This is a genomic window from Pseudomonas salmasensis (assembly GCF_014268375.2).
GTDB classification, from domain to species: domain Bacteria; phylum Pseudomonadota; class Gammaproteobacteria; order Pseudomonadales; family Pseudomonadaceae; genus Aquipseudomonas; species Aquipseudomonas salmasensis.
In genome coordinates this window covers 3,626,166-3,651,780 of record NZ_CP077083.1, presented here as the reverse complement: position 1 = coordinate 3,651,780, position 25,615 = coordinate 3,626,166, and the positions used below count along the sequence as shown (strand labels likewise).

Below are 25,615 nucleotides of genomic sequence, written 5' to 3'. Positions count from 1 at the left end.
GAGCCCCTTACTTGGCAGCGCGTTCTTTGGCAATCAGTTGGTCAGCAACGTTCAGGGTCGCTTCAGGACCACCGGTGCTGCCCAGGTCGAAACGGTATTTGCCGTTGACGATCAGGGTTGGAACGCCTTGCACGCCGTACTTCTGCGCGAGTTCCTTGGCCTGTTTGATCTGGCCCTGGATAGCGAAGGAGTTGAAGGTCGCCAGGAACTTGTCCTTGTCGACACCCTGAGTGGCAACGAAGTCAGCCATTTCGTCCGGCTTGGTCAGGCGCTTGCCTTGTTTCTGGATCGCTTCGAAGACGGCGTTGTGGACCTTGTGCTCGACACCCATGGCTTCCAGGGTCAGGAACAGTTGGCCGTGGGCGTCCCATGGGCCACCGAACATGGCGGGAATGCGACGGAAGTTAACGTCCTTGGGCAGCTTTTCAGCCCATGGGTTGATAGTCGGCTCGAAAGAATAGCAATGCGGGCAGCCGTACCAGAACAGCTCCACCACTTCGATCTTGCCCGGTACTGCAACGGGAACCGGGTTAGACAGCTCAACATAGGTTTTACCGGCTTCAAGCGGCACATCGGCAGCTTGTGCGGTCATGCCGAAGAGGCTGGCAGTGACGAGAGCGGCGCTGAGGATCAGATTACGCATGCTTTACTCCTGGACAAATAAAGTCGCCTCACGCGACCTTTGTTGTGACAGGTCTACGCGGACATGAGTTCGTTAGTGTAACGGCAGCGGCCACAAAAAAGGGCGGCCTGAGCCACCCTTTTTATGCTTGCATCGCGGGATTAATCGAGCGTTAACGCCCAGCCCGGTCAGTGCAGGCCCTGGATATAACTGGAGAGGGCTGCGATGTCTTCGTCGCTCAGCTTGCGAGCGATGGTGCGCATGGTCATCGCGTCGCCATCGTTGGCCCGGCCGGCTTCTTCTTTGCGAAAGTCGGTCAACTGCTTGGCGATGTAGGTGGCGTGCTGGCCGCTCAGGCGCGGGAAGCTGGCAGCAGCGTTGCCTGCGCCATTGGGCGAGTGGCAACCGGTGCAGGCAGGCAGGCCTTTTTCCAGGTTCCCGCCACGGAACAACTGCTCTCCACGGGCGACCAATTTAGGATCGGCAGCTCCCACACTGCCCTTCTGGCTGGCAAAATAGGCCGCGAGGTCCGCCAGGTCCTGATCGCTGAGATTGGTCAGCAGGCCGGTCATTTCCAGCACCGTGCGCTTGCCGCTCTTGATATCCTGCATCTGCTTGGTCAGGTAACGCTCACCCTGGCCGGCCAGCTTGGGGAAATTCGGCGCCGGGCTGTTACCATCCGGTCCGTGGCAAGCACCACACACGGCGGCTTTCGCCTGGCCCGCTGTAGCGTCGCCTGCAGCATGGGCAACACTGGTGATGCCCAAGGTCAACAGCAGACTCACGATCAGTTTGTTCATCAGCTAATCCAACTACGGCTAAGGGTTTAAGAGTTATCTACCGGGTTTACTCACCATCACATCAGTGACGGCCTGGTAATCCTCAGTACTGCAGTCCATGCACAAACCACGCGGCGGCATTGCCTTGAAACCCTGGGTCACGTGCTGCGTCAGCCTGACCATGCAAACTCGGTTGATCCTGTGTAGCCTGAGCGCCGTAAAGCGGAATCAGGGCAGCAGAAGCGAGCAACCGTCGGTCCATACATCGACCTTTTCAGGGTTTGAGAGCGTTTTGCGTTCTAATGCGCAATAAAGGTCTTTCGCTCCCGTGAACTTCATCCTTCGCTGGGACAAAGCACACACAAAATCTGCGGCATTATATACTGGCGCTACTGAAACGGAAACGACACCGCTTGCCGCACCCTTTCTCGGCACCGCCCACATCGGAAATCTCATGCAACTCAAGAACCCCATCCTCGGCCTGTGCCAACAGTCCACCTTCATGCTCAGCGCCGCCAAAGTGGACCAATGCCCCGATGACGAGGGCTTTGAAGTCGCCTTTGCCGGCCGCTCCAACGCCGGTAAATCCAGCGCACTGAACACCCTGACCCACGCCAGCCTGGCGCGCACCTCGAAAACCCCGGGCCGCACGCAACTACTCAATTTCTTCAAGCTAGACGATGATCGGCGTCTGGTCGACCTGCCGGGCTACGGTTATGCAAAAGTACCTATCCCGCTGAAGCTGCACTGGCAGCGTCACCTCGAGGCTTACCTGGGCGGTCGCGAGAGTTTGAAGGGTTTGATTCTGATGATGGATATCCGTCATCCAATGACCGACTTCGACTTGCTGATGCTCGATTGGGCGGTCGCCAGCGGCATGCCGATGCACATTTTGCTGACCAAGGCCGACAAGCTCACCTACGGTGCAGCCAAGAACACCCTGCTCAAAGTGCAGTCCGAAATCCGTAAGGGTTGGGGCGACACCATCACCATTCAGCTGTTCTCCGCCCCCAAGCGCATGGGTTTGGAAGAGGCTTACACCGTACTGGCCGGCTGGATGGAACTCGCTGACAAGGGCGCAGAAATCGCCGAATAACTTTTCTGCGGGCAAAAAAAACCCCGGACTTCTTTTGGGGAGGGGAAGTTCGGGGTTCAAGTTCCGGACCGCTAGGGCGGGGTCCGGAATTATCTGCCAACACTTAACACAACATAGGAGCATTGAAGGGCTTCACCACCCATTCAGTAACTCTGAGTGGCAGTTCACAGGTTAAGTTCCGACAGGCTCAAAAAACTATTGGAAATAACTGACCGCGGTTTGCGCTCTAAACCGCCTCGCCACCGCGCAATGTGATGGCGAAGCCGCAGAATCAGTGCGCCTCGTCCCAGTTGTCGCCTACGCCTACGTCCACCACCAAAGGCACGTCCAACTGTGCCGCCGCGCTCATATGCTCGCGAATCTTCTCGCTGACCTGCGCGACCAGGTCTTCGCGCACCTCCAGCACCAATTCGTCGTGCACCTGAAGGATGACCTTGGCGTCCAGGCCCGACTCGGTCAGCCAGTTATCCACCTGCACCATGGCTTTCTTGATGATGTCCGCCGCCGTGCCCTGCATCGGCGCGTTGATCGCTGTGCGCTCGGCCGCCGCGCGCTCCTGGGGCTTGTTGGAGTTGATATCCGGCAAGTACAGGCGTCGCCCGAAGAAGGTTTCGACATAGCCCTGATCCGCCGCCTGGGCGCGGGTGCGCTCCATGTATTCGCGAACCCCTGGATAGCGGGCGAAGTACACATCGATGTAAGCCTTGGCGGTCTTGGTATCGACACCGATGTCCTTGCCCAGCTTCTGGGCACCCATGCCGTAGATCAGGCCGAAGTTGATCGCCTTGGCGCTGCGGCGCTGGTTGGACGTGACCTCGTTCAACTCGACCTTGAACACTTCGGCCGCCGTGGCCGTGTGCACGTCCAGATCATTGCGAAAGGCATTCATCAACCCTTCGTCCTTGGACAAATGCGCCATGATCCGCAGCTCGATCTGCGAATAGTCCGCCGCCAGCAGCTTGTAGCCCTTGGGCGCGACAAATGCCTGGCGAATGCGCCGCCCCTCGGCGGTGCGCACCGGGATGTTCTGCAGGTTCGGGTCGCTGGAGGACAAGCGCCCGGTCGCCGCGACGGCCTGATGGTAGGACGTATGAATACGCCCGGTACGCGGGTTGATCTGTTCCGGCAGGCGGTCGGTATAGGTACTTTTGAGCTTGCTCATGCTGCGGTACTGCATCAGTACCTTGGGCAGCGGGAAATCATCTTCGGCCAGTTTGGCCAGCACTTCTTCAGCCGTGGAGGCCTGGCCCTTGCCGGTTTTTTTCAACACCGGCATGCCGAGTTTCTCGTACAGGATCGCCCCGAGTTGCTTGGGCGACCCCAGGTTGAATTCTTCACCGGCGATCTCGTACGCCTGGCGCTCCAGTTCGACCATCTTGTTACCCAGCTCGATGCTCTGAATGCCGAGCAGGTCCTTGTCCACCAGTGCGCCCTGGCGCTCGATGCGTGCCAGTACCGGCACCAGCGGGATCTCGATGTCCGTCAGCACACTGGCCAGGCTCGGGATCGCTGCCAGTTGCGCGTACAAGTGCTGATGCAGGCGCAAGGTCACGTCGGCATCTTCGGCCGCGTAAGGGCCGGCTTGCTCAAGGGCGATCTGGTCGAACGTGAGTTGCTTGGCGCCTTTGCCGGCGATGTCCTGGAAGCTGACCGTGTCGTGGTCCAGGTATTTCTTCGCCAGGCTGTCCATATCGTGCCGCGTCGCGGTGGAGTTGAGCACATAGGATTCGAGCATGGTGTCGAAGGCGATGCCGCGCACGGTAATGCCCTGGGCAGGGTCGCCGCCAATGGCGCAGTTGGCCAGGATGTTCATGTCGAACTTGGCGTGCTGGCCCACCTTGAGTTTGGTCGGGTCTTCCAACAATGGCTTCAGGGCCAGCAGCACGGTGTCGCGGTCCAACTGCTCCGGCGCACCGATGTAGGCGTGCGTCAGCGGAATGTAGGCAGCCTCATGGGGCTGCACGGCGAACGAAAGCCCGACCAATTGCGCCTGCTGGGCATCGATCCCGGTGGTTTCGGTATCGAAGGCAAACAGCTTGGCGTCGTTGAGCTTCTGCAGCCACAGATCGAACGTGGCCTGGTCGAGGATGGTGGTGTAAACCGTCTCTACGGGCACCGATACCACCGCCTCCACGGGTACCTGCGCGACAGGCGCGACTTCATTGGCCGCCTTCAGCTCGACACGCTTGGTGTCGCGCTGGATCTCGTCGTACCAGCTCTTGAACTCCAGCAATGTGTACAGCTCAAGCAGCTTTTCGCGGTCCGGTTCGATCAGGTGCAAATCATCCAGCCCGATATCCAGCGGCACATCAATCTTGATCGTCGCCAACTGATAGGACAGGAATGCCATCTCCTTGTGCTCTTCCAGCTTGGCCGGCAGGGTCTTGGCCCCACGGATAGGCAGGGTCGGCACAATATCCAACTGCTCATAAAGCTCTTTGAGGCCGCCATTGACCCCCACCAGCAAGCCGGAGGCGGTCTTGGGGCCAATGCCCGGAACGCCGGGAATGTTGTCGGACGAATCCCCCATCAACGCCAGATAGTCGATGATCTGCTCCGGAGCGACGCCGAATTTCTCCTTAACGCCCTCGATGTCCATGGAGCTACCGGTCATGGTGTTGACCAAGGTAATGTGGCCGTCCACCAACTGCGCCATGTCTTTGTCACCGGTGGAGATCACCACCGGGCGGCTGGCGGCCGCGCTGCTGCGGGCCAGGGTGCCGATCACGTCATCGGCCTCGACGCCCTCGACGCACAGCAACGGGAAGCCAAGAGCGATCACGCTTTGATGCAGCGGCTCGATCTGCAGGCGCATGTCATCGGGCATGCTCGGGCGGTTGGCTTTGTATTCGGCGTACATCTCATCGCGAAACGTCCCGCCCTTGGCGTCGAAAACCACCGCGAACGGGCTGTCCGGGTACTGCTTGCGCAGGCTTTTGAGCATGTTCAACACGCCCTTGACCGCACCGGTGGGCAGGCCTTTGGAGGTGGTCAGCGGTGGCAGCGCGTGGAAGGCGCGGTACAGATAAGAAGAACCGTCCACCAGGACGAGGGGCGCTTGGCTCATGAGCAGGATCAACCTTTTCGGCGGGTCAGGCGCTAGAATAGCCGGACCAATGAAAACAAAGGGACAAGGTTATCATGCGTACATTCAATCGCCTGCTGTTGACCGGTTTGATTGCACTCGCTCCGATGGCTGCCATGGCGGCAGACGATGCCCCTTCGGCAGACCCGGAAGTTACCATTCGCACGGAAGGCGACAAAACCATCCAGGAATACCGCCAAAACGGCTTCCTGTACGCAATCAAGGTCACCCCGAAGGGCGCACCGCCGTACTTTCTGGTACGTGCGGACGGCACCGACGCGAACTTCATCCGCTCTGACCAGCCGGATATGCTGATCCCGTCATGGAAGATCTTCGAATGGAAATGATTTCTTAATTTTAACCGGCGCTGCCCACCGCAGCGCCCGTAACGGCAGTTTTAACCATGTCTGTGTTCACCCCCCTGGCTCGGCCCGAGCTGGAAACCTTTCTCGCCCCTTACGGGCTCGGCCGCCTGCTTGATTTCCAGGGGATTGCCGCCGGCAGCGAAAACACCAATTTCTTTATCAGCCTGGAGAAGGGCGAGTTCGTCCTGACCCTGGTTGAGCGTGGCCCGGTGGCAGAAATGCCGTTCTTCATCGAACTGCTCGACGTGCTCCACGACGCCGACCTGCCGGTGCCGTACGCTCTGCGCACGACCGACGGCATCGCTTTGCGCCAACTCAAGGGCAAACCGGCCTTGCTGCAACCACGTCTGGCGGGCAAGCACATCAAGGAGGCCAATGCGCAGCATTGTGCCCAGGTTGGCGAACTGCTCGGCCACCTGCACCTGGCCACCCAAGGCGAAAAGGTACTTGAACGCAAGACCGACCGTGGCCTGGAGTGGATGCTCAGCGAGGGCGCGCAGCTTATTTCGCATCTCAACGAGACCCAACAACGCCTGCTGCGTGATGCGCTGGCCGAGATCGACGCCCACAAGGCCGATATCCTCGGCCTGCCACGGGCGAATGTGCACGCCGATCTGTTTCGCGATAACGCGATGTTTGAAGGCACGCACCTGACGGGCCTGATCGACTTCTACAACGCCTGTTCGGGGCCGATGCTCTACGACGTGGCCATCGCCTTGAATGACTGGTGCTCGGATGCCGAGGGCGTGATTGACGGTCACCGTGCCCGGGCGTTGCTGGGCGCCTACGCGGGGCTACGGGCCTTTACCGCGAAGGAGGCCGAGCTATGGCCGACCATGCTGCGCGTGGCGTGCGTACGGTTCTGGCTGTCCCGGCTGATCGCGGCCGAGTCATTTGCCGGGCAGGATGTGTTGATTCATGACCCGGCTGAGTTCGAGCACCGCTTGGCGCAGCGTCAGCAGGTCACGGTCCACCTGCCGTTCGCACTGTAACCCGCCCCTGTAGGAGCGAGCTCGCTCGCGAAAAACCTGAGAGCGACGCGTTTATCCAGCAAGAGCGCGTCACCGTTGACGTTCTTCGCGAGCAAGCTCGCTCCTACAGCGAGGCAGTACGGCGCTAGAGCGACTCCAGGCAACCGGCCAGGTCATTGCCGAGTTTTTCCAGCACCTGCTCATAACCCTGCGCGGTGGCCGGCGTATAGCCACCCAACGCATCCAACTCCGCCAACTTCACCGGCAACCCGGCTACCAGGGTTTCGGCCAAGCGAGGTCGCAATGGCGGCTCGCTGAACACGCACGTCTTGCCCACTTCCTGCAAACGCGCGCGCATCGCCGCTACGTGTTGGGCGCCCGGCTGTACTTCGGCGGCTACGCTGAACACGCCCGCATGCTTCAAGCCGTACGCCTCTTCGAAGTAATCAAAGGCTTCGTGGAACACGAAGTAAGGTTTGCCATCCACGCCCGCCAAACGCTGCTTCAGGCGCGCATCCAGCGCGTTCAGGCGTTCTTCGAAGGCTTTGGCATTGCTCTGATAACGCTCGGCATTGGCCGGGTCGGCGGCGCTGAGGTCGGCCGCCATCCGTGCGGCGATCACGCGCGCATTGACGGTCGACAGCCACAGGTGCGCATCCACGCTGCCTGGGCGGTGATCGTGGTCATGTTCGTCGGCTTCATCGGCATGAGAATGGCTATCTGCGCCGAAAATGCGCAGTTTCATGCCTGGCAGGTCCTGCGCGGCCACCGTTGTCGCCGTACGGCCTTTGAGCACACGCGGCAAAAACGTTTCCATGTCTGGCCCGATCCAGTACAGCAGGTCGACCGACTGCACGCGCCGTACGTCGGATGGGCGCAAAGCGAAGTTATGTGGCGACGCCCCGGGCGGCAGCAATACCTCTGGAACAGCCACGCCGTCCTGCACGGCAGCCGCAATCAGCTGCAACGGCTTGATGCTCGTCAGTACCTTGACCTCGGCCTGAGCGGCACTCGCAACGAACAAACTGGTGACAAATACGACAAAAACGGGAAAAAGTCGGGACACGATGACCACTCGATGGCGTAGGAACGGGTAACATAATAACGTCTCTATCAAATATCTGTCGCCGCTCATGCCTAAAACACCGCTTGCCAGCCGTCCCCACGACCACTCTCACTGCGTGCACACCGCATTGTCAGAGGCCGACACCCTGTGCGCGAAGAAAGGCTTGCGCCTGACCGCCTTGCGTCGCCGGGTGCTGGAGCTGGTGTGGCAGAGCCACAAGCCTTTGGGTGCGTACGACATTCTTGGTGTCCTCAGCGAGCAGGACGGCCGCCGCGCCGCGCCGCCTACCGTTTACCGTGCGCTGGATTTCCTGCTGGAAAACGGCCTGGTGCACCGTATCGCCTCGCTCAACGCCTTTGTCGGTTGCAACCACCCGGAGCACGCGCACCAAGGTCAGTTCCTGATCTGCCGCGAGTGCCACGCCGCCATTGAGCTTGAACAAAAAAGCATCAGCGACGCCATTGTCAAAAGCGCTGCCGACGTCGGCTTCAAGGTCGAGGGGCAAACGGTCGAAGTGGTCGGCCTGTGCGCAGGCTGCCAGGGGGTTTGATGAGCAATGCGTTAATCCGCCTGGAGCAGGTCGGGGTCACGTTCGCCGGGCAAAACGTGCTGGAAAACATCGCACTGAGCGTGGAACCGGGGCAAATCGTCACCCTGATAGGCCCCAACGGCGCCGGCAAGACCACCCTGGTGCGCGCCGTACTCGGGCTGCTCAAGCCCCACAGCGGCACGGTTTGGCGCAAGCCCAAGCTGCGCGTGGGCTATATGCCGCAAAAGCTGCATGTGGACCCGACGTTGCCGCTCTCCGTATTGCGCTTCCTGCGCCTGGTGCCCGGCGTAGACCGTGCCCGCGCCCAGGCCGCGCTTAAGGAAGTGGGCGCCGAACACGTCATCGACAACCCGGTGCAAAGCATCTCCGGCGGCGAAATGCAGCGCGTGCTGCTGGCCCGCGCCTTGCTGCGCGAGCCCGAATTGCTGGTACTCGATGAGCCCGTGCAAGGCGTCGATGTCGCCGGCCAGGCCGAGCTGTACAGCCTGATCACCCGCCTGCGCGACCGCCATGGTTGCGGCGTGCTGATGGTCTCCCACGACTTGCACCTGGTGATGAGCACCACCGACCAAGTGGTCTGCCTCAACCGCCATGTGTGCTGCTCCGGCCACCCGGAACAAGTCAGTGGCGACCCGGCGTTCGTGGAGCTGTTCGGCAAGAACGCCCAGAGCCTGGCGATCTATCATCACCACCACGACCACGCCCATGACCTGCATGGCGCCGTCGTCGATACCCCCCACGTTCATGGAGATAGCTGCAAGCATGGCTGATTTTCTGCTCTACGCCCTGCTGGCAGGCTTGGCTTTGGCGCTGGTGGCGGGCCCGTTGGGCTCGTTTGTGGTCTGGCGGCGCATGGCCTATTTCGGCGACACCTTGTCCCATGCCGCCTTGCTGGGCGTGGCCATGGGTTTTCTGCTGGATGTAAGCCCGGCCATCGCAGTGACCGTCGGCTGCTTGCTGCTGGCGGTGCTGCTGGTGACCCTGCAGCAACGCCAGCCACTGGCTTCCGACACACTGCTGGGCATCCTCGCGCCCAGTACCTTGTCCCTGGGCCTGGTGGTGCTGAGCTTCATGCATGAAGTGCGCATCGACCTGATGGCCTACCTGTTCGGCGACCTGCTGGCGATCAGCCCCACTGACTTGGCCTGGATCCTCGGCGGCAGCGCTGCCGTGCTGGTGTTGCTGGTGACCCTGTGGCGCCCGTTGCTGGCGATCACCGTGCATGAAGAACTGGCCAAGGTAGAGGGCTTGCCCGTCGCAGGCCTGCGTATGGCCCTGATGTTGCTCATCGCCGTGGTGATTGCTGTCGCGATGAAGATTGTCGGCGTATTGTTGATCACGTCGCTGCTGATCATTCCAGCCGCCGCCGCCCAGCGCCACGCTCGCTCTCCGGAGCAGATGGCGATTGGCGCCAGCCTCCTGGGGATGCTTGCAGTGTGTGGTGGCCTGGCGCTGTCCTGGTTCAAGGACACACCGGCCGGGCCGTCGATTGTGGTTACGGCGGCCGCCCTGTTTCTGCTGAGTTTTGTCCTGCCCCGTCGAGGGGTGTAGACTTGCTCGCTTTTTGCGCAAATAGAGAGTCGCAGGAATGAAGCCGTTCACCTCCCGTTATCTGCTCCTTGCCGCATTTTCACTGCTGCTGGGCGCCTGCCAAAGTACGCCGCCCGCTGCCCCCCAGGCTCCGGATCCGCGGGCTGCGGCCATCGCGCAGCTGGAACAAAACCTGGCCAGCAGCGAATTGGCCACCGCCGAAGACCAGTTGGCCGCACTGCAGGCCCAATCGCCCAACGACCCGGCACTTGAGGCCTACCAGCGTCAATTGGCCGAAGCCTACTTGCAGCGCAGCCAGATCGTGTTGCAAAAGGGCGATGTCAACGCGGCCGCCACGGCCCTGAGCCGTGCCCGCGCCTTGATGCCCAAGGCCCCTGCGCTGACGGGGGGCGTCAACAGCGCCATCAGCCATGCGCGCAAAGCCGAATTGGACCAGGCAGAAGCCGCGTTGAAAGCCGCTGAAGCCAAGCCCGCCGCCAAGGTCATCGACCCGGCAGCGCCGAGCACCACCGTGGCGCTGAACCTGGCGGATGTCGAAGATATGCGCCATCAGTTGGACGCGATCGCCACCGACGTGGTGAATTACCAGTGCGACGTCAGCATCCAGGTGCCACGTACCCAGGATTACCCGTGGCTGGCCACGTTACTGACCAAGCGGGTCAAGCGGATTGATTCGGGGTATGACCTGAAGATTCACCGGCAAATCCTGAAACATATTCCGGCGCAGGTTGTGCTGATTCCGCGCAAGGCGGACTAAAAGCATCGCAGGCAAGCCAGCGCTGGCTTGCCTGCGATGAAGACCTAACAAACAACCGATAAGTTAAGCCGGAATCGCCTTGGATTTCGGCTCACGCTCCCACACTCGATGCTGGGCAATCGCCGCAAAGAAGGCCTTGAACGCCTTGGCATCCGCGCCCACGATCAACCCTGCATCCGCCTCCAGTTTCAGCAGATCCAGCAAGGGTTTCACATCACTGGCTACCGCAATCGCCTTCAGGTGTTTGTAGGCTTCCAGTACGTAATGCAACGCCACACCATCACCGCTCAGCGCCTTCACCGACTCCTTGCCGCCTGGGATAAACACTGCGTCGAAGGCAATGGACGGCATGCCTTCCATCGAGGCGTCGACCGGCAGCGTGTTGCCTTGCGCGGTGGTTACCGGCGCCGAAGTAGGCCCCAGCAACTTGGCATGGGCGCCTTCAGCTTCCAGCGCGGCTTTTAGCGCGTCAATGGCCGCACCATCAACGCCGTTGGCTGCCAGAATCGCCACTTTGCGCGTTTTAATATCGCCCGATAGCAAGTTCACCTGGCTCAAGGCTGGCGACTCTTTCAACGACGTTTCACGGGCAGGCACCGTGCCCTTGGTTGGCGCTGGCAAGCCCAGGTTCTGCGCAACGCGCTTGGCCAGCTCCAAGTCGATATTGGCCAGGATCTCGTTGACCTGGCGCGCACGGATGAACTCGCGCTCCACCTTACCCAGCTCAAAGCTGTAGGCCGCGATAATGTGCTCTTTCTCGTGGTGGCTCATGCTGTTGTAGAACAGCGTGGCCTGGGAGAAATGGTCACCGAAGGATTCGCTGCGCTCACGTACTTTGTTGGCATCGACGCGCTCGTAGTAGGACTCAAAGCCACCATCGGTAGGACCAGCAGGGGTTTCCTTCGGCCAGCCACCATCAATGGAGTTTGGTTCGTAGGACGCACGGCCTTTATCGATCACCGTACGATGCTGAGCGTCGCGCTGGCCGTTATGGAACGGCACGACAGGCCGGTTGATTGGAATCTCATGAAAGTTCGGCCCGCCCAGTCGGCTGATCTGGGTATCGGTGTAGGAAAACAGACGGCCCTGCAGCAACGGGTCGTTGGTGAAGTCGATGCCCGGCACGATGTGACCCGGGCAGAACGCAACCTGCTCGACTTCAGCGAAAAAGTTGTCCGGGTTACGGTTGAGCACCATTTTGCCCAGCGGCGTGATCGGTACCAGCTCTTCGGGAATGATCTTGGTCGGGTCGAGCAAGTCGAAATCGAACTTATGCTCGTCTTCTTCGGCCACGATCTGCACGCCCAACTCCCACTCGGGGTAATCGCCGCTTTCAATCGCTTCCCACAGGTCACGACGGTGGTAGTCAGTATCTTTACCGGCCAGCTTTTGCGCCTCATCCCATACCAACGAGCAAGTGCCGACTTTCGGACGCCAGTGGAATTTCACGAAGCTGGACTTACCTTCGGTATTGATCAACCGGAAGGTATGCACCCCAAAGCCCTGCATGGCGCGCAGGCTTTTTGGAATGGCGCGGTCGGACATGGCCCAGATGACCATGTGCGCGGATTCCGGTTGCAGCGAGACAAAGTCCCAGAAGGTATCGTGGGCCGAACCGCCGGTAGGGATCTCGTTATGAGGCTCGGGTTTCACCGCGTGGACGAAGTCTGGAAATTTGATCGCATCCTGGATGAAAAACACCGGCATGTTGTTGCCCACCAGGTCGAAGTTGCCTTCGTCGGTGAAGAACTTCACGGCAAAACCGCGCACGTCACGCACGGTGTCGCCGGAACCACGCGGGCCCTGCACCGTGGAAAAACGCGCGAATACTGGGGTTTTATGCTCAGCCGTGCGCAGGAAACCTGCCTTGGTCAGCGCCGAATGGTCGCCGTAACTCTGGAAATAGCCATGGGCGCCCGTACCCCGTGCATGCACGATGCGCTCCGGAATGCGCTCATGGTCGAAGTGCGTGATCTTTTCACGCATGATGAAGTCTTCCAGCAGCGACGGGCCGCGCGCGCCGACTTTGAGGCTGTTCTGGTTATCGGAAATCTTCACGCCCTGATTAGTGCGCAGGGCCTGGCCGGTCGCATCGGAACGGAATTCTTCCAACGCCTGCAGTTTGGCGTTGGTGTTGCCACGGTCCAGGGTATCGGTACCCGCAAGTTCACTCTTGGGCGGGGTGGCTGGCTTCTTGGTACTCATCAGTCAAAACTCCTTATTCAAAGTGGCCAGAGCGGTCCCCGGCTCGTTTGAGCAAAACCCCAGGCACGGCACCTGGGAAATCGAGTTGCTTAAGTAGTGACTGACTCGGTTTTGCACCGTTCCTTTTTTATGACCTTTGATCGCGTTATTGCCAAATGACTGGATGAATACGAAATAAATGCTAAGAAACGCTATACGGACAGGCTAAAATGCGCGCCCGGCTAACCGCTGATCCCTTTTCAATGCGCCCCACAAGGTTCGCTACGTGATCGAGTTTCAAAACGTCCACAAAACCTACCGCGTCGCCGGTAAGGATATTCCCGCCCTGCACCCCACCAGCCTGCGCGTCGAGAACGGCCAGGTGTTTGGCCTGATTGGCCACTCGGGTGCCGGTAAAAGCACCCTGCTGCGCCTGATCAACCGCCTGGAAGAGCCCAGTGGCGGCCAGATCAAGGTGGATGGCGAAGAAGTCACCGCCCTGGACGCCAACGGCCTGCGGCGCTTTCGCCAGCAGGTCGGCATGATCTTCCAGCACTTCAACTTGCTGGCGTCCAAGACCGTCGCCGACAACGTCGCGCTGCCGCTGACCCTGGCCGGCGAACTGTCGCGCAAGGAAATCGACCAACGTGTGGCTGAACTGCTCGCCCGCGTCGGCCTGTCGGACCATGCCAAAAAGTACCCGGCGCAGTTGTCCGGCGGCCAGAAACAGCGCGTCGGCATCGCCCGAGCCCTGGCGACCAAGCCAAAAATCCTGCTGTGCGACGAAGCCACCAGCGCCCTCGACCCGCAAACCACGGCGTCGGTCCTGCAATTGCTGGCCGAGATCAACCGCGAGCTGAACCTGACCATCGTGTTGATCACCCATGAAATGGACGTGATCCGCCGCGTATGCGACCAGGTCGCGGTGATGGACGCCGGGGTGATCGTCGAGCAAGGCTCGGTGGCCGACGTGTTCCTGCACCCCAAGCACCCGACCACCAAACGCTTCGTACAAGAAGCCGAACAGGTGGACGAAGGCGAGCAGCGCGACGACTTTGCCCATGTGCCAGGCCGTATCGTACGCCTGACGTTCCAAGGGGACGCGACCTACGCGCCATTGCTGGGTACCGTCGCCCGGGAAACCGGGGTGGACTACAGCATCCTTGCCGGTCGTATCGACCGCATCAAAGACATCCCTTACGGGCAACTGACCCTCGCCGTCACCGGCGGTGACATGGAAGCCGCGTTTGCACGCTTCACCGCCGCCGACGTTCACATGGAGGTCCTGCGCTGATGGACGTTTTCCTGAGTTTCTTCGCCAATATCGACTGGTCTGAAATCTGGCTCGCCACCGGCGACACCATGACCATGCTGTTCGGCTCACTGTTCTTCACCGTGCTGCTGGGCCTGCCCCTGGGCGTGCTGTTGTTCCTGACCAGCCCGCGCCAGCTGTTCGAACAAAAAGGCCTGTACGCGCTGCTGTCGCTGATTGTAAACATCCTGCGCTCGCTGCCATTCATCATCCTGCTGATCGTGATGATTCCGTTCACGGTACTGATCACCGGCACGTCGCTGGGCGTGGCCGGCGCGATCCCACCGCTGGTCGTCGGCGCTACGCCATTCTTTGCGCGCCTGGTGGAAACCGCTCTGCGTGAAGTGGACCGTGGCATCATCGAAGCCACCCAGGCCATGGGCGCTACCACCCGCCAGATCATCACCAATGCGCTGTTGCCCGAAGCCCGCCCTGGCATCTTCGCGGCGATTACGGTGACGGCGATTACACTGGTTTCCTACACCGCGATGGCTGGTGTGGTCGGTGCTGGCGGCCTGGGCGACCTGGCCATCCGTTTTGGCTACCAGCGCTTCCAGACCGATGTGATGGTGGTCACGGTGGTGATGCTGTTGATTCTGGTGCAAATTCTGCAAACCGTCGGCGACCGGCTGGTGGTGCACTTTTCTCGTAAATAACGGCCATTGCCGGCACACAGCCGGCAGATGCCCGAACAAGGAGCTTGCTGGATGAAAAAACTACTGGTTGCTTTCGCCGCCGTGGCTGCGTTTTCCGCCCACGCCGAGACCATTACGGTCGCTGCTTCGCCGGTGCCTCACGCCGAAATCCTCGAATTCGTGAAGCCTGCCCTGGCCAAAGAAGGCGTGGATCTCAAGGTCAAAGTCTTCACCGACTACGTGCAGCCGAACGTACAGGTGGCTGAAAAGCGCCTGGACGCCAACTTCTTCCAGCACCAGCCGTACCTGGATGAATTCAACAAGGCCAAAGGCACTCACCTGGTGAGCGTCGGCGCTGTGCACCTGGAGCCTCTGGGCGCTTACTCCAGCAAGTACAAAAAACTGGCCGACCTGCCTGACGGCGCCAATGTGGTGATCCCGAACGACGCCACCAACGGCGGCCGTGCCTTGCTGCTGCTGGCCAAGAACGGCCTGATCACCCTGAAGGACCCGACCAACATCCTGTCGACCATCAAGGACATCACCGGCAACGATAAAAACCTGAAATTCCGCGAACTGGAAGCCGCCACCCTGCCCCGCGTGCTGACCCAGGTCGACCTGGCGCTGATCAACACCAACTACGCCCTGGAAGCCAAGCTGGACCCGTCCAAGGATGCCTTGGTGATCGAAGGCAGCGACTCGCCTTACGTGAACATCCTGGTAACCCGCGAAGACAACAAAGATGCAGACGCGGTGAAGAAGCTGGTTGCAGCCCTGCACACGCCTGAAGTGAAGAAATTCATCGAAGAGAAGTACAAAGGCGCGATCAAGCCAGCGTTCTGACCCAGCCCGATCTGTAGGAGCGAGCTTGCTCGCGAAAAACGTCAACGATAACGCGCGCTGCTTGAATAAACGCGGCGCCTGTGAGCTCTTCGCGAGCAAGCTCGCTCCTACAAAATCGGCTTTATGTGGCTGCTATTTGCGCTGTAGCAGCCCCGGCAACTGCGCCACCAGTTTCTGGTTGTTCAACGGCGCACGAATAAACCCACGCTGGGTACCGTCCGGGCCGATCAGGGCCAGGTTACCGCTGTGGTCGACGGTGTAGTTCGGCTTGCTGGTATCTGCCGGAATGAAAGGAATGCTCACCGCATTCGAAACCTTCTGCACATCCTCTACGTTCGCGCCCGTCAGGCCTTGGAACTGTGGGTCGAAGTAACCCAGGTACTGCTTGAGCTGCGCCGGGGTATCGCGGTGCGGATCGACGCTGACCAGGATCACCTGCAACTTATCCACAGCCTCTTTGGGCAGTTCGCTCTTGATCTGGCGAAGCTGGGCGAGGGTGGTCGGGCAGATATCCGGGCAGAAGGTGTAGCCAAAAAACAGCAGGCTCCATTTGCCCTTCAACTCATTGACCAGCACCGGCTGGCCTTCCTGGTCGGTCATGGTCACCGTTGGCAACTGGCGGCTTTGTGGCAGCAGAATGATGCCCGCGTCGATCAGCGCAGTGGGATCGCCCTGGCCTTTGCCCGAGAGCACTTTGTTGACGGTCAGGCCCATGATCAACGCCACCAGGGCCACGAGGATGAAGACGGTTTTTTGAGTTCGAGTCATAGGTTCAACAATAAGTAGTGGTCTACGAGCAGGGCGATAAACAGCAGCAGCAAGTACCAGATAGAGTACTTGAACGTGTTGATCGCCGCGTGCGGCTGGCTGCCACGGTACAACACCCAGGCCCATTGCAGAAAGCGCGCACCCAATACCAGCGCACAGGCCAGGTAGAGCAGCCCGCTCATGTGGATAACGTAGGGCATCAGGCTCACCGCCAGCAGGGCGAAGGTGTACAGCAGGATATGCACCTTGGTGTAGTGCTCGCCATGGGTGACCGGCAGCATCGGGATGTCGGCCTTGGCGTATTCCTCTTTGCGGTGAATAGCCAGGGCCCAGAAGTGTGGAGGGGTCCAGGCGAAGATGATCAGCACCAGCAGCAAGGGTTCGGCACTCACATGCCCGGTGACAGCCACCCAGCCCAGCAGCGGCGGCGCCGCACCGGCCAGACCGCCGATGACGATATTCTGCGGCGTGGCTCGCTTGAGAAAGCCGGTGTAGATCACCGCATAACCCAGCAGCGAAGCCAAGGTCAGCCAGGCCGCCAGCGGATTGGTGAACGCCAATAGCAGAGCCAGTCCCGCAATCGCCAGGAACAACGCAAACGCTAACGCCGCCATCGGCGAGACACGCCCCTCAGCCATGGGCCGCTTGTGAGTGCGCGCCATCACGGCATCAATCCGTCGATCGACCACATGGTTCACCGCCGCCGCGCCGCCGGCACACAGGGCGATGCCGAGGTTGCCGAACACCAGTACGGTCCAGGGCACCCCGGCGCGGGTGGCGAGGAACATGCCCACCAGCGAGGTGATCAGCATCAGCACCACCACTTTGGGCTTGGTCAGCTCCAGATAGTCACGCCAGATCGCCCGGTCGCGACGTGCGCCGATCACGGTCGCCATGGCAGTTCTCCTTTAAGAGTCATCAGGCCCGCCCCCTGTTTGCGCAGGATAAAACGCCAGCCGAACAGACGCGGGTGACGCACCCGAACCAGGCTGGTGCGCGCGTGGTAATTGACCAGCACCAGCGTCATCAACAACGCTGCCCCGCCGGCGTTATGCGCGACTGCCACCGGCAACGGCAGGCCGAACGCCACATTGCTCAGCCCCAGGCAGATTTGCGCAGCCAGGGCGATCAACAGCAGGCCGGCCAGGCGCGTCATCCCCACTGCCCGCAGTTGCCAGGCCAAGCCGAGCAACACCAGCGTGACCAGCACGGCGCCGATGCGATGCGTCAGGTGGATAGCAGTGCGCGCCTCGCTGTCGAGCTGCCCGCCCAGGTAATTGGGGCCGATGTGCTGGGTCAGGTGAAAGCCATTGGCAAAGTCCGCCGTCGGCCACCACTGACCATGGCAGGTAGGCAAATCGACACAGGCCACCGCTGCGTAGTTGGAACTGACCCAGCCGCCCAGGGCGATCTGCCCGATCACCAGCACCAGGCCCGCCGTTGCCCAATATTGCAGGCGCTTGGGCACGACCAACGCCGGCAGTACACCAGACAGCCGCAGGGTCAGCAGAAACAGCAGGCTCAAGGTCGCAAAGCCGCCCAACAGATGCCCTGTGACCACTTGCGGCCAGAGCTTCAAGGTCACGGTCCACATGCCAAACGCTGCTTGGGCGAATACCACCGCCAGCAGGAACAGCGGCAGCTTCACTGGCTGGCCCGGATCACGCCGGTGACGCCACGAACGCGCCGCCAGCAGCGCGATCATCAGGCCCAGGCTGCCCGCGAAGTAGCGATGGGTCATCTCGGCCCAGCCTTTGTCGGCCTCCACCGGCGTATCAGGAAAGTGCAACTCGGCATGGGCCAGTTGGGCTTCGCTTTGGGGCACGCTGATAAAGCCATAGCAACCCGGCCAGTCCGGGCAGCCGAGGCCGGCGTGGGTCAGGCGGGTATAGGCGCCGAGCAGTACGACAAACAACGCCAGCAAGGTGGCAAACAGCGCGAGGCGAAATCCAGGCTTGGCCATGACGGTGCCCTTATCCGATGTTCGACAGTTTCAACAGCAGGCGCAGGTCGTTGAGCAAGTCCTTGCCCTTGACCTTGGCGTCGTAGCGCAGCACCAGATTGCCGTGAGGGTCGACGATCCACAGTTGCGCATCGCCGGGTGCGGCAGCGTTCCTGGCAAAGGTCGACACATCCAGCGGGTAGCGCTGCAGCTGTGGATATTCAGCCTTGAGCTTGGCCTCGTATTCGCGGCTCAACGGCTGCGCGCCGGCCAGGGCATGGCTGGCACGGGATGCATCACGGCCAAGGCTGATCTGCAGCTGGCGCGCCAGGTACACCAGTTGCTGGCAATCGGCAGCGCAGGCGGTGGGGGCGGTGACCAGCAGTTGCCAGCGCTGTTCATCGGCCTGCACGCCGATGTCGGCGCGGGTCTGGCCGTTGCCGATCAGTTCGCCGTGGTAGCTGCGGCTGTCTGGCACCCAGAACTGCAATTTGTACATAAAGGTGGCCAGCGCCATCGGGCCGATCACCATCATCAGGATCAAAATCAGCTGCCAGCGACCCTTGCGCCGATCAGGGGTGTCAGATGTGCTGGGTGGATTCATGGCCGCTCCCATGGGGCTTCTCCTTTTTGTTATGCCATCCGAGGTAGAGGTAAAGCGCCAGCAACGCCACGGCCATGGCGAACCATTGCACGGCGTAGGCCAGGTGTTTTTCCGGGCCCATGGCGACGATGGGCCAGTGGGTTTCGTAGGTACCGGGGCCCGCTTCGGCACGCAGCTCATAAGCAAAACCACTGCGCCCCAGTTCGTCCCACAGCGCGGCGGGGTGCAGTGCGGTCAGCAGGCGCGGCCACTGCGTGCTGGCGGGGTCGGCATGCAATTGGAAGGTCTCGCCAGGGGCCACGTACACCCAGGCGTCGAGGTTCAGCGTCTGTTCAGGGGTAGTAAAGGCGGGCGCGATACGCCGGTCCGGCCAGGGCAGCCAGCCGCGATTGAGCAACAGCCACTGGCCGCTGGCCTGGTCATGGAAGGGTTGCAGCAACTCGACGCCGGCCTTGCCGTCACGCATGCGGTTATCCAGCAATACGCTGTGTTCGCCATCCAGTTGCCCGCGAAGATGAACGCGACGGAAGGCCGGATCAGCCATGTCATTGAGCTGCGCACTGCTGACCGGCTCAGCCGCGCGGCGCTCGGCATAACGGTCTACCAGCAGTTGCTTTTCGTGCCCACGGGCCAGTTGCCAGAACCCCAGGCCCACCATCAATGGCAGCAACACCAGCACCACCAGCGTCGGCGCGATGCCCGGACGAAAGCGTTGCAGGGCACTGGCTATACTCGATCTCATCGCCCCTCCTTCAATAAGCCCGGAGCCAGACCATGCTCAAAGCCGCCATTGCCCTGATGCTGATCGCGACCGTCGTGAGCCTGTTCAGTGGCTTGTTCTTCCTGGTCAAGGACGAGGGCAACTCCAACCGCCTCGTCACTGCCTTGACCGTACGTGTCACGCTGGCCGTGATCACCGTGGGCTTGATCGCCTGGGGCTTTTTCAGCGGCCAACTGGTCTCTCATGCGCCGTGGTAAGCGGCGTCACAGCACATACACGAAGAAAAACAGCCCGATCCACACCACGTCCACAAAGTGCCAATACCAACTGGCCGCCTCGAAACCGAACTGGTGCTCGGCATTGAAATGCCCGCGCAGGATGCGCATCAGCATCACAAACAAAATAATGGTGCCAATGGTCACGTGGGCGCCGTGAAAGCCGGTGAGCATAAAGAACGTCGCGCCGTACACACCTGAGCCCAGGGTGAGGCCCAACTCTTTATAGGCGTGGATGTATTCCTCAGCCTGGAACCCGAGAAACGCCAGGCCCAGCAGCACGGTGATCGCCAGCCAGAGTTTCAGCGCACCACGATGGCCTTTGCGCAGGGCATGGTGGGCAATGGTGATGGTCACGCTGGAACTCACCAGCAGGATGGTGTTGACCAATGGCAGGCCCCAGGGGCTGATGGTGCCTTTGGGCGCTGGGTAGAGCTTGGGGTCGGGGTTGTTCAGCAGGGGCCAGGCAAACTCAAAGTTCGGCCACAGCATATGGGCAATGCCCTTGGGCCCTTCGCCCGCCAACCAAGGCCCAGCCCAGACACGCACGTAGAACAGCGCACCAAAAAAGGCGATGAAGAACATCACTTCCGAAAAGATGAACCACGTCATGCCCCAGCGGAACGAGCGGTCCATCTGCGCGCTGTACAGCCCGGCGCGACTTTCCTTGATCACCGCGCCAAACCAGCCAAACAGCATGTAGGCCAGTAACAAACCGCCCACAAAAAAGATCCACGGCCCGTGGGATTCGGGGCGCGCGGCCTTCAAGTCGTTGAACCACACGGCCAGGCCATACACGGTGACTAGCAGGCCAATCGTGGCAATTATCGGCCATTTGCTTTGCGCTGGTACGTAGTACGTATCATGAGTCGACATGTATTCGCTCTCCTGATTGAGGGGGCAAACAGTAGCTAGCCCCCGGTCCTGACGGCCACGGGCGGCTGGCGCGCAGTGATATCGAACAGCGTGTACGCCAGGGTCAAATGCTTCACATCCTTGGGCATCGCGCGGTCGACGATGAAACGTACGGGCATCTCAATGCGCTCACCGGGCTGCAACACTTGCTGGGTGAAGCAAAAGCATTCGGTCTTGTGGAAGTACATCGCGGCTTCGGCCGGGGAAATGCTGGGTATCGCCTGGGCGGTCATCGGCTTATCGGTGGGGTTGTAGGCCACGAACAGCATCTCGTTGACCGCACCGGGGTTGACCACAATCTCATCGGCCTTGGAATGAAATTCCCAGACCATGTCGATGGCGTTGGTGGACAGGAACTGCACCCGCACCTGGCGCGAGGGGTCGACCATTTGCTCACCTTCGTACTGCCCGGCGGTCTTGCCGTTGATGCCGAATGCCTTGCACATCACGTCATAGATCGGCACCAGGGCAAAGCCGAAGGCGAACATCGCCAACACCAAAATCAGCAGGCGGGTGACCAGGCGCTTGAGCGGTACGGAGTCAGCCATGACGCCCACCCAAGCCGAACTCGGTCAATGTGGGAGCGGGCTTGCTCGCGAAAGCGGTTTCATAGCCAACGAAAACGTTGACAGACACACCGTCTTCGCGAGCGAGCCCGCTCCCACACTGACCCGGTTCGCAACGCAACAGTCTGTTCATTTGACCTCCGGCGGCGTTGTAAACGTGTGATACGGCGCCGGCGAGGGCACGCTCCATTCCAGGCCTTCGGCGCCATCCCACGGCTTGGCCGGCGCAGGCGGGCCGCCACGGATGCATTTGATGACAATGAACAGGAAGAAAATCTGCGTGGCGCCGAACATGAAGGCACCGATGGACGAGACCATGTTGAAGTCAGCGAACTGCAGGTTGTAGTCCGGTACCCGCCGCGGCATACCGGCCAGCCCTACGAAGTGCATGGGGAAGAACGCCATGTTCATGCCCACGAAAGACAACCAGAAATGCAGTTTTCCCAGGGTTTCGTCGTACATGTGGCCGGTCCATTTCGGCAGCCAGTAGTAGGCCGAGGCGAAGATCCCGAAGATCGCGCCGGGCACCAGTACGTAATGGAAATGCGCCACCACGAAGTAGGTGTCGTGGTACTGAAAGTCCGCCGGGGCAATTGCCAGCATCAGCCCAGAAAAGCCGCCGATGGTGAACAGGATCACAAAGGCCACCGCAAACAACATCGGCGTCTCGAACGTCAGTGAGCCTTGCCACATGGTGCTCACCCAATTGAACACCTTCACCCCGGTGGGCACGGCGATCAGCAGGGTGGCGTACATGAAGAACAGCTCACCCACCAACGGAATGCCCACCACGAACATGTGGTGCGCCCACACGATGAACGACAGGAACGCGATGCTCGCGGTGGCGTAGACCATCGAGGTGTAACCGAACAGCGGCTTGCGCGAGAAGGTCGGGATGATCGAGCTGACGGCGCCAAAGGCCGGCAGGATCATGATGTACACCTCGGGATGGCCGAAGAACCAGAACACATGCTGGAACAGCACTGGATCGCCACCACCGGCCGCGCTGAAGAAGCTGGTGCCAAAGTGGATATCCATCAGCATCATGGTCACGCAGCCCGCCAGCACCGGCATCACCGCGATCAGCAGGAACGCGGTGATCAGCCAGGTCCACACGAACAGCGGCATTTTCATCAGGGTCATGCCCGGCGCGCGCAGGTTGAGGATGGTGGCGACCACGTTGATCGCGCCCATGATCGAACTGATGCCCATCAGGTGAATGGCAAAGATAAAGAACGTCACACTTTCCGGCGCATAGGTGGTGGAGAGCGGGGCGTAGAAGGTCCAGCCGAAATTCGGCCCGCCGCCGGGGCTGAACAAGGTGGACACCAGCAGCAGGAACGCCGCCGGCAGCAGCCAGAAACTGAAGTTGTTCATGCGCGGCAGGGCCATGTCCGGCGCGCCGATCATCAGCGGGATCATCCAGTTGGCCAGGCCGACGAACGCCGGCATCACCGCGCCGAACACCATGATCAGGCCGTGCATGGTGGTCATCTGGTTGAAGAACTCCGGTTGCACGATCTGCAGGCCTGGCTGAAACAGCTCGGCGCGGATCACCATGGCAAACGAGCCACCGAGCAGGAACATGGTGAAGGCAAACCACAGGTACATCGTGCCGATGTCTTTGTGGTTGGTGGTCAGCACCCAGCGCATCAAGCCTTTGGCGGGGCCGTGGGCATGGTCGGCATGACCATGGTCGATCACAGTGCTCATGGCCGTTCTCCTGCAAGCGAGTGAGCGGGGCGATTCAGGGCATTGGCAATGAAAGTCGTCATTTGCTTTGGGCCTGTTTCAGAGCCAGCACGTCTTTGGGCGTGACCATGTCGCCTTTGTTATTGCCCCAGGCGTTACGCTCATAGGTCACCACGGCGGCGATATCCACTTCAGAGAGCTGCTTGCCGAAGGCGGCCATCGCGGTGCCGGGCTTGCCGTGATACACAATGCTCAGATGGTCTTTGGCCGGCCCCGTGGCGATTTTCGAGCCCTTGAGCGCCGGGAACATCGGCGGCAAGCCTTGGCCCTCGGCCTGGTGACAGGCCACGCAGGTGGTGTGATAGACCTTGTCACCTCGGGCCACCAGTTCGTCCAGCGTCCACTCCTTGGAGGTCAACTCCTTGAGCTTCGCGGCCTCCTCCTTGCGCTCACCCAGCCAGGTGTCGTAGTCAGCCTTGGACTTGACCTCAACCACGATGGGCATGAAGCCATGGTCCTTGCCACACAGTTCGGCGCACTGACCACGGTAGATGCCGGGCTTCTCGACGCGAGTCCAGGCCTCGTTGACGAAGCCAGGGATAGCGTCGCGCTTTACCGCAAAGGCCGGCACCCACCAGGAGTGGATCACATCGGCGGCGGTCACCAGAAAGCGCACCTTGGCGCCCACCGGCAATACCAGCGGCTGGTCGACTTCCAACAGGTAGTGTTCGCCCTTGGTAGCCTGGTTATGGATCTGCTCGGCGGGCGTGGCCAGGTTGCTGAAGAACTCCACGTCCTGACCCAGGTATTTGTAATGCCACTTCCACTGATAGCCGGTGACCTGGATATCGATATCCGATTCACTGCTGTCGTAGATGTTGATCAGGGTCTTGGTGGCCGGAATGGCCATGGCCACCAGAATCAGCAAGGGCACCACGGTCCAGAGGATTTCCACGGTGGTGCTTTCGTGGAACTTGGCCGCTACCTGGCCCGTGGACCGACGGTGCAGGATCATCGACCAGAACATCGCGCCAAACACGACGATGCCGATCACCACACAGATCCAGAAAATGGTCATGTGCAGGTCAAACACAGCGTGGCTGACTTCAGTAGCCCCTGGCGCCATATTCGTAGTCCAGGCGGCGTGCGCCCGGCCGAATACCGACCACAACAGGAGGCCCATCCAAACGTGTGGATGTCGCGTCATTGCGGGTTCCCCTTTATGTTTCTTGTTATCCCGCCGGTTTGCACCTGCGGCGAAGGGAGCGGCTTCCATACTGCTTACAACCGCCAAGCCTTGCCTGCGCCATGCAGTTGGGCGTCATCAGCTAATTGCGTACAAAATCGAGTATAGACAGCCCTAGCAACCCCGCAATGTGTGGGGGCAAATGAATAGAAACAGACAGACGGAGCCCGTAAAATGGGCGGCGGAATCGTTTATCCGACGAACGATGGCATTTCGATATAACCCCTGCCTATAACCATGAAATAATTATGACAAATGCGTCTTAGGCGCTCGTATAAACGAACTACCTTATCTTCTCCCTTTTCCTACGCCTGCTTCACTGGAGCCCTCATGAACACCGCCGCATTGCGCGAGCAGATTTCCCGTGCCCATCAACACGAAGCCAGCACCGGCCAGCTTGCCATTCAGCTGGAACAACAATTGCCGCACCTGCACTCGTCGATTTCACTGGCTGAAGGCGATCGCAACATCGTCATGACGCGTTTTGTGACCGCTTACATCGACCTGGTTCCTGATTTGCTCGACGCCGCCAATGACGTGGCCCGTGAGGCCGGGATTGAAAGCCAGATCAAGCCTGTACTGAAAATCGCTGAACATTTCTTCCTGCAACCGCCCGCGATCCTGGCCGGCCACGACGGCCTTGATGGCCTGCTGGATGAGGCCTACCTGGCGCATCGCCTGGTCGAAGAAGTGAACGATCTGTACATCAAGCATTTCGGCCAGCCGTTGATCCCAGCGGATACCACCGTGGCCAACGTGATCGCCCATCGACTGATCGGTGAAGACTTCGCCAACCAATTGGATGAGGCTGTGCACCTGGCGGTGGATGAGATGCTTAACGAGGACAGCTTTGCGCTGGAGTCGGTCGAGGCCTATCGCGAACAGCTCAAGAGCCCGCAGACCGAAGCGTCCTGGAAGCGCTGGCCGTGCCTGTCGCGCCAGCTTGGGGTTGAGCTGTCGCTGGATCAGCCTGCATAAGTCACAGCTCCAACAGGGGAGCTGGACAAGCTTTTTGTAGGAGCGAGCTTGCTCGCGAAAAACTCACAGACGCCGCGTTTATTCAGCAAGCA

The 25,615-nt window shown here is 60.4% G+C and carries 26 protein-coding genes and 1 pseudogene; 12 read left to right on the top strand and 15 right to left on the bottom strand.

The features are described 5' to 3' along the window. Positions 1 to 7 precede the first annotated feature (7 nt). From dsbA to HU731_RS16475, 3 genes and pseudogenes are all read right to left on the bottom strand, one after another. Positions 8 to 643: a thiol:disulfide interchange protein DsbA gene (gene dsbA, locus HU731_RS16485; RefSeq protein ID WP_186607448.1), complete on the bottom strand. Its 636-nt coding sequence runs from the start codon at positions 641 to 643 to the stop codon at positions 8 to 10. A 167-nt stretch (positions 644 to 810) separates the two neighbouring features. Continuing rightward, entirely contained in the window at positions 811 to 1,422 is a 612-nt protein-coding gene (locus tag HU731_RS16480; protein ID WP_032894308.1) for a c-type cytochrome, read from the bottom strand. Between the two features lie 33 nt (positions 1,423 to 1,455). Next, positions 1,456 to 1,663, bottom strand: a pseudogene (locus tag HU731_RS16475) (cytochrome). A gap of 192 nt (positions 1,664 to 1,855) precedes the next feature. On the opposite strand from HU731_RS16475, the gene yihA reads away from it, so the two are divergent. Beyond that, a complete protein-coding gene (gene yihA, locus HU731_RS16470; RefSeq protein ID WP_003187369.1) occupies positions 1,856 to 2,497 on the top strand; it encodes a ribosome biogenesis GTP-binding protein YihA/YsxC in 642 nt (213 codons plus the stop codon). 271 nt (positions 2,498 to 2,768) lie between these two features. Here the strand turns inward: yihA and polA are convergent, their stop codons facing one another. Beyond that, complete coding sequence (gene polA / locus HU731_RS16465; RefSeq protein ID WP_186607449.1) at positions 2,769 to 5,564, bottom strand: DNA polymerase I; 2,796 nt, start codon at positions 5,562 to 5,564, stop codon at positions 2,769 to 2,771. Positions 5,565 to 5,638: 74 nt separating this feature from the next. Between polA and HU731_RS16460 the strand changes: the two genes are divergently transcribed. After that, the gene (locus tag HU731_RS16460; protein WP_003187366.1) at positions 5,639 to 5,929 is read left to right on the top strand and encodes a DUF2782 domain-containing protein; all 291 of its coding nucleotides are present in this window, start codon (positions 5,639 to 5,641) and stop codon (positions 5,927 to 5,929) included. A 56-nt stretch (positions 5,930 to 5,985) separates the two neighbouring features. Further along, on the top strand, positions 5,986 to 6,939 hold the full coding sequence (locus tag HU731_RS16455; RefSeq protein WP_186607450.1) for a homoserine kinase: 954 nt from the start codon (positions 5,986 to 5,988) through the stop codon (positions 6,937 to 6,939). A 124-nt stretch (positions 6,940 to 7,063) separates the two neighbouring features. Here HU731_RS16455 and HU731_RS16450 read toward each other — a convergent pair whose 3' ends face one another. Beyond that, positions 7,064 to 7,993: a zinc ABC transporter substrate-binding protein gene (locus HU731_RS16450; RefSeq protein WP_186607513.1), complete on the bottom strand. Its 930-nt coding sequence runs from the start codon at positions 7,991 to 7,993 to the stop codon at positions 7,064 to 7,066. A 58-nt stretch (positions 7,994 to 8,051) separates the two neighbouring features. Between HU731_RS16450 and zur the strand changes: the two genes are divergently transcribed. From zur to HU731_RS16430, 4 genes are read left to right on the top strand one after another with little or no spacing between them, the layout of a single operon-like run. Continuing rightward, on the top strand, positions 8,052 to 8,534 hold the full coding sequence (gene zur, locus HU731_RS16445; protein ID WP_003187362.1) for a zinc uptake transcriptional repressor Zur: 483 nt from the start codon (positions 8,052 to 8,054) through the stop codon (positions 8,532 to 8,534). Beyond that, a complete protein-coding gene (gene znuC, locus HU731_RS16440; RefSeq protein ID WP_003187361.1) occupies positions 8,534 to 9,304 on the top strand; it encodes a zinc ABC transporter ATP-binding protein ZnuC in 771 nt (256 codons plus the stop codon). The genes zur and znuC overlap by 1 nt, the downstream gene beginning before the upstream one ends. Beyond that, positions 9,297 to 10,085: a zinc ABC transporter permease subunit ZnuB gene (gene znuB / locus HU731_RS16435; RefSeq protein WP_003187359.1), complete on the top strand. Its 789-nt coding sequence runs from the start codon at positions 9,297 to 9,299 to the stop codon at positions 10,083 to 10,085. Before znuC ends, znuB begins: the two co-directional genes overlap by 8 nt. Before the next feature lie 37 nt (positions 10,086 to 10,122). Then, a complete protein-coding gene (locus HU731_RS16430; protein ID WP_014716334.1) occupies positions 10,123 to 10,842 on the top strand; it encodes a PA5502 family lipoprotein in 720 nt (239 codons plus the stop codon). 63 nt (positions 10,843 to 10,905) lie between these two features. On the opposite strand, the gene katE is transcribed toward HU731_RS16430, so the two are convergent. Continuing rightward, positions 10,906 to 13,047 (bottom strand): catalase HPII, encoded by a 2,142-nt coding sequence (gene katE, locus HU731_RS16425; protein WP_186607451.1) that lies wholly within the window; start codon positions 13,045 to 13,047, stop codon positions 10,906 to 10,908. 265 nt (positions 13,048 to 13,312) lie between these two features. Here katE and HU731_RS16420 point away from each other — a divergent pair, with 265 nt between their 5' ends. Genes HU731_RS16420 through HU731_RS16410 form a run of 3 tightly spaced genes read left to right on the top strand, consistent with a single transcriptional unit; the run spans position 13,313 to position 15,816 of the window. Then, complete coding sequence (locus tag HU731_RS16420) at positions 13,313 to 14,320, top strand: methionine ABC transporter ATP-binding protein (protein ID WP_034129230.1); 1,008 nt, start codon at positions 13,313 to 13,315, stop codon at positions 14,318 to 14,320. Further along, positions 14,320 to 14,994, top strand: a complete 675-nt coding sequence (locus tag HU731_RS16415) for a methionine ABC transporter permease (protein WP_003187354.1) — start codon at positions 14,320 to 14,322, stop codon at positions 14,992 to 14,994. The genes HU731_RS16420 and HU731_RS16415 overlap by 1 nt, the downstream gene beginning before the upstream one ends. Positions 14,995 to 15,045: 51 nt before the next feature. Continuing rightward, positions 15,046 to 15,816 (top strand): MetQ/NlpA family ABC transporter substrate-binding protein, encoded by a 771-nt coding sequence (locus HU731_RS16410; RefSeq protein WP_003187353.1) that lies wholly within the window; start codon positions 15,046 to 15,048, stop codon positions 15,814 to 15,816. A 132-nt stretch (positions 15,817 to 15,948) separates the two neighbouring features. On the opposite strand, the gene HU731_RS16405 is transcribed toward HU731_RS16410, so the two are convergent. The 5 genes from HU731_RS16405 to HU731_RS16385 are packed head-to-tail and all read right to left on the bottom strand — an operon-like array spanning position 15,949 to position 19,872. Continuing rightward, on the bottom strand, positions 15,949 to 16,584 hold the full coding sequence (locus HU731_RS16405) for an SCO family protein (protein ID WP_186607452.1): 636 nt from the start codon (positions 16,582 to 16,584) through the stop codon (positions 15,949 to 15,951). Continuing rightward, complete coding sequence (gene cyoE, locus HU731_RS16400; protein WP_032894322.1) at positions 16,581 to 17,480, bottom strand: heme o synthase; 900 nt, start codon at positions 17,478 to 17,480, stop codon at positions 16,581 to 16,583. The genes HU731_RS16405 and cyoE overlap by 4 nt, the downstream gene beginning before the upstream one ends. Then, positions 17,468 to 18,547, bottom strand: coding sequence for a COX15/CtaA family protein (locus HU731_RS16395; RefSeq protein WP_138762508.1), 1,080 nt, complete (start codon positions 18,545 to 18,547; stop codon positions 17,468 to 17,470). Before HU731_RS16395 ends, cyoE begins: the two co-directional genes overlap by 13 nt. 10 nt (positions 18,548 to 18,557) lie before the next feature. Beyond that, the gene (locus HU731_RS16390) at positions 18,558 to 19,142 is read right to left on the bottom strand and encodes a PA_0111/PP_0108 family redox-active disulfide protein (RefSeq protein ID WP_044270269.1); all 585 of its coding nucleotides are present in this window, start codon (positions 19,140 to 19,142) and stop codon (positions 18,558 to 18,560) included. Beyond that, positions 19,108 to 19,872: an SURF1 family protein gene (locus tag HU731_RS16385; protein ID WP_186607453.1), complete on the bottom strand. Its 765-nt coding sequence runs from the start codon at positions 19,870 to 19,872 to the stop codon at positions 19,108 to 19,110. Before HU731_RS16385 ends, HU731_RS16390 begins: the two co-directional genes overlap by 35 nt. 32 nt (positions 19,873 to 19,904) lie before the next feature. On the opposite strand from HU731_RS16385, the gene HU731_RS16380 reads away from it, so the two are divergent. Next, positions 19,905 to 20,108 carry a twin transmembrane helix small protein gene (locus HU731_RS16380; RefSeq protein WP_003187345.1) on the top strand — a complete coding sequence of 68 codons (204 nt, stop codon included), beginning with the start codon at positions 19,905 to 19,907 and terminating at the stop codon, positions 20,106 to 20,108. Positions 20,109 to 20,114: 6 nt separating this feature from the next. On the opposite strand, the gene HU731_RS16375 is transcribed toward HU731_RS16380, so the two are convergent. From HU731_RS16375 to coxB, 4 genes are all read right to left on the bottom strand, one after another. Then, positions 20,115 to 21,002 (bottom strand): cytochrome c oxidase subunit 3, encoded by an 888-nt coding sequence (locus tag HU731_RS16375; protein WP_003187344.1) that lies wholly within the window; start codon positions 21,000 to 21,002, stop codon positions 20,115 to 20,117. A gap of 35 nt (positions 21,003 to 21,037) precedes the next feature. Further along, on the bottom strand, positions 21,038 to 21,589 hold the full coding sequence (locus tag HU731_RS16370) for a cytochrome c oxidase assembly protein (protein WP_003187340.1): 552 nt from the start codon (positions 21,587 to 21,589) through the stop codon (positions 21,038 to 21,040). A 147-nt stretch (positions 21,590 to 21,736) separates the two neighbouring features. Beyond that, positions 21,737 to 23,320: a cytochrome c oxidase subunit I gene (gene ctaD, locus HU731_RS16365; RefSeq protein WP_186607454.1), complete on the bottom strand. Its 1,584-nt coding sequence runs from the start codon at positions 23,318 to 23,320 to the stop codon at positions 21,737 to 21,739. A 58-nt stretch (positions 23,321 to 23,378) separates the two neighbouring features. Further along, on the bottom strand, positions 23,379 to 24,506 hold the full coding sequence (coxB, locus tag HU731_RS16360) for a cytochrome c oxidase subunit II (protein ID WP_186607455.1): 1,128 nt from the start codon (positions 24,504 to 24,506) through the stop codon (positions 23,379 to 23,381). A gap of 369 nt (positions 24,507 to 24,875) precedes the next feature. Here coxB and HU731_RS16355 point away from each other — a divergent pair, with 369 nt between their 5' ends. Further along, entirely contained in the window at positions 24,876 to 25,523 is a 648-nt protein-coding gene (locus tag HU731_RS16355; protein ID WP_186607456.1) for a hypothetical protein, read from the top strand. Positions 25,524 to 25,615 lie beyond the last annotated feature (92 nt).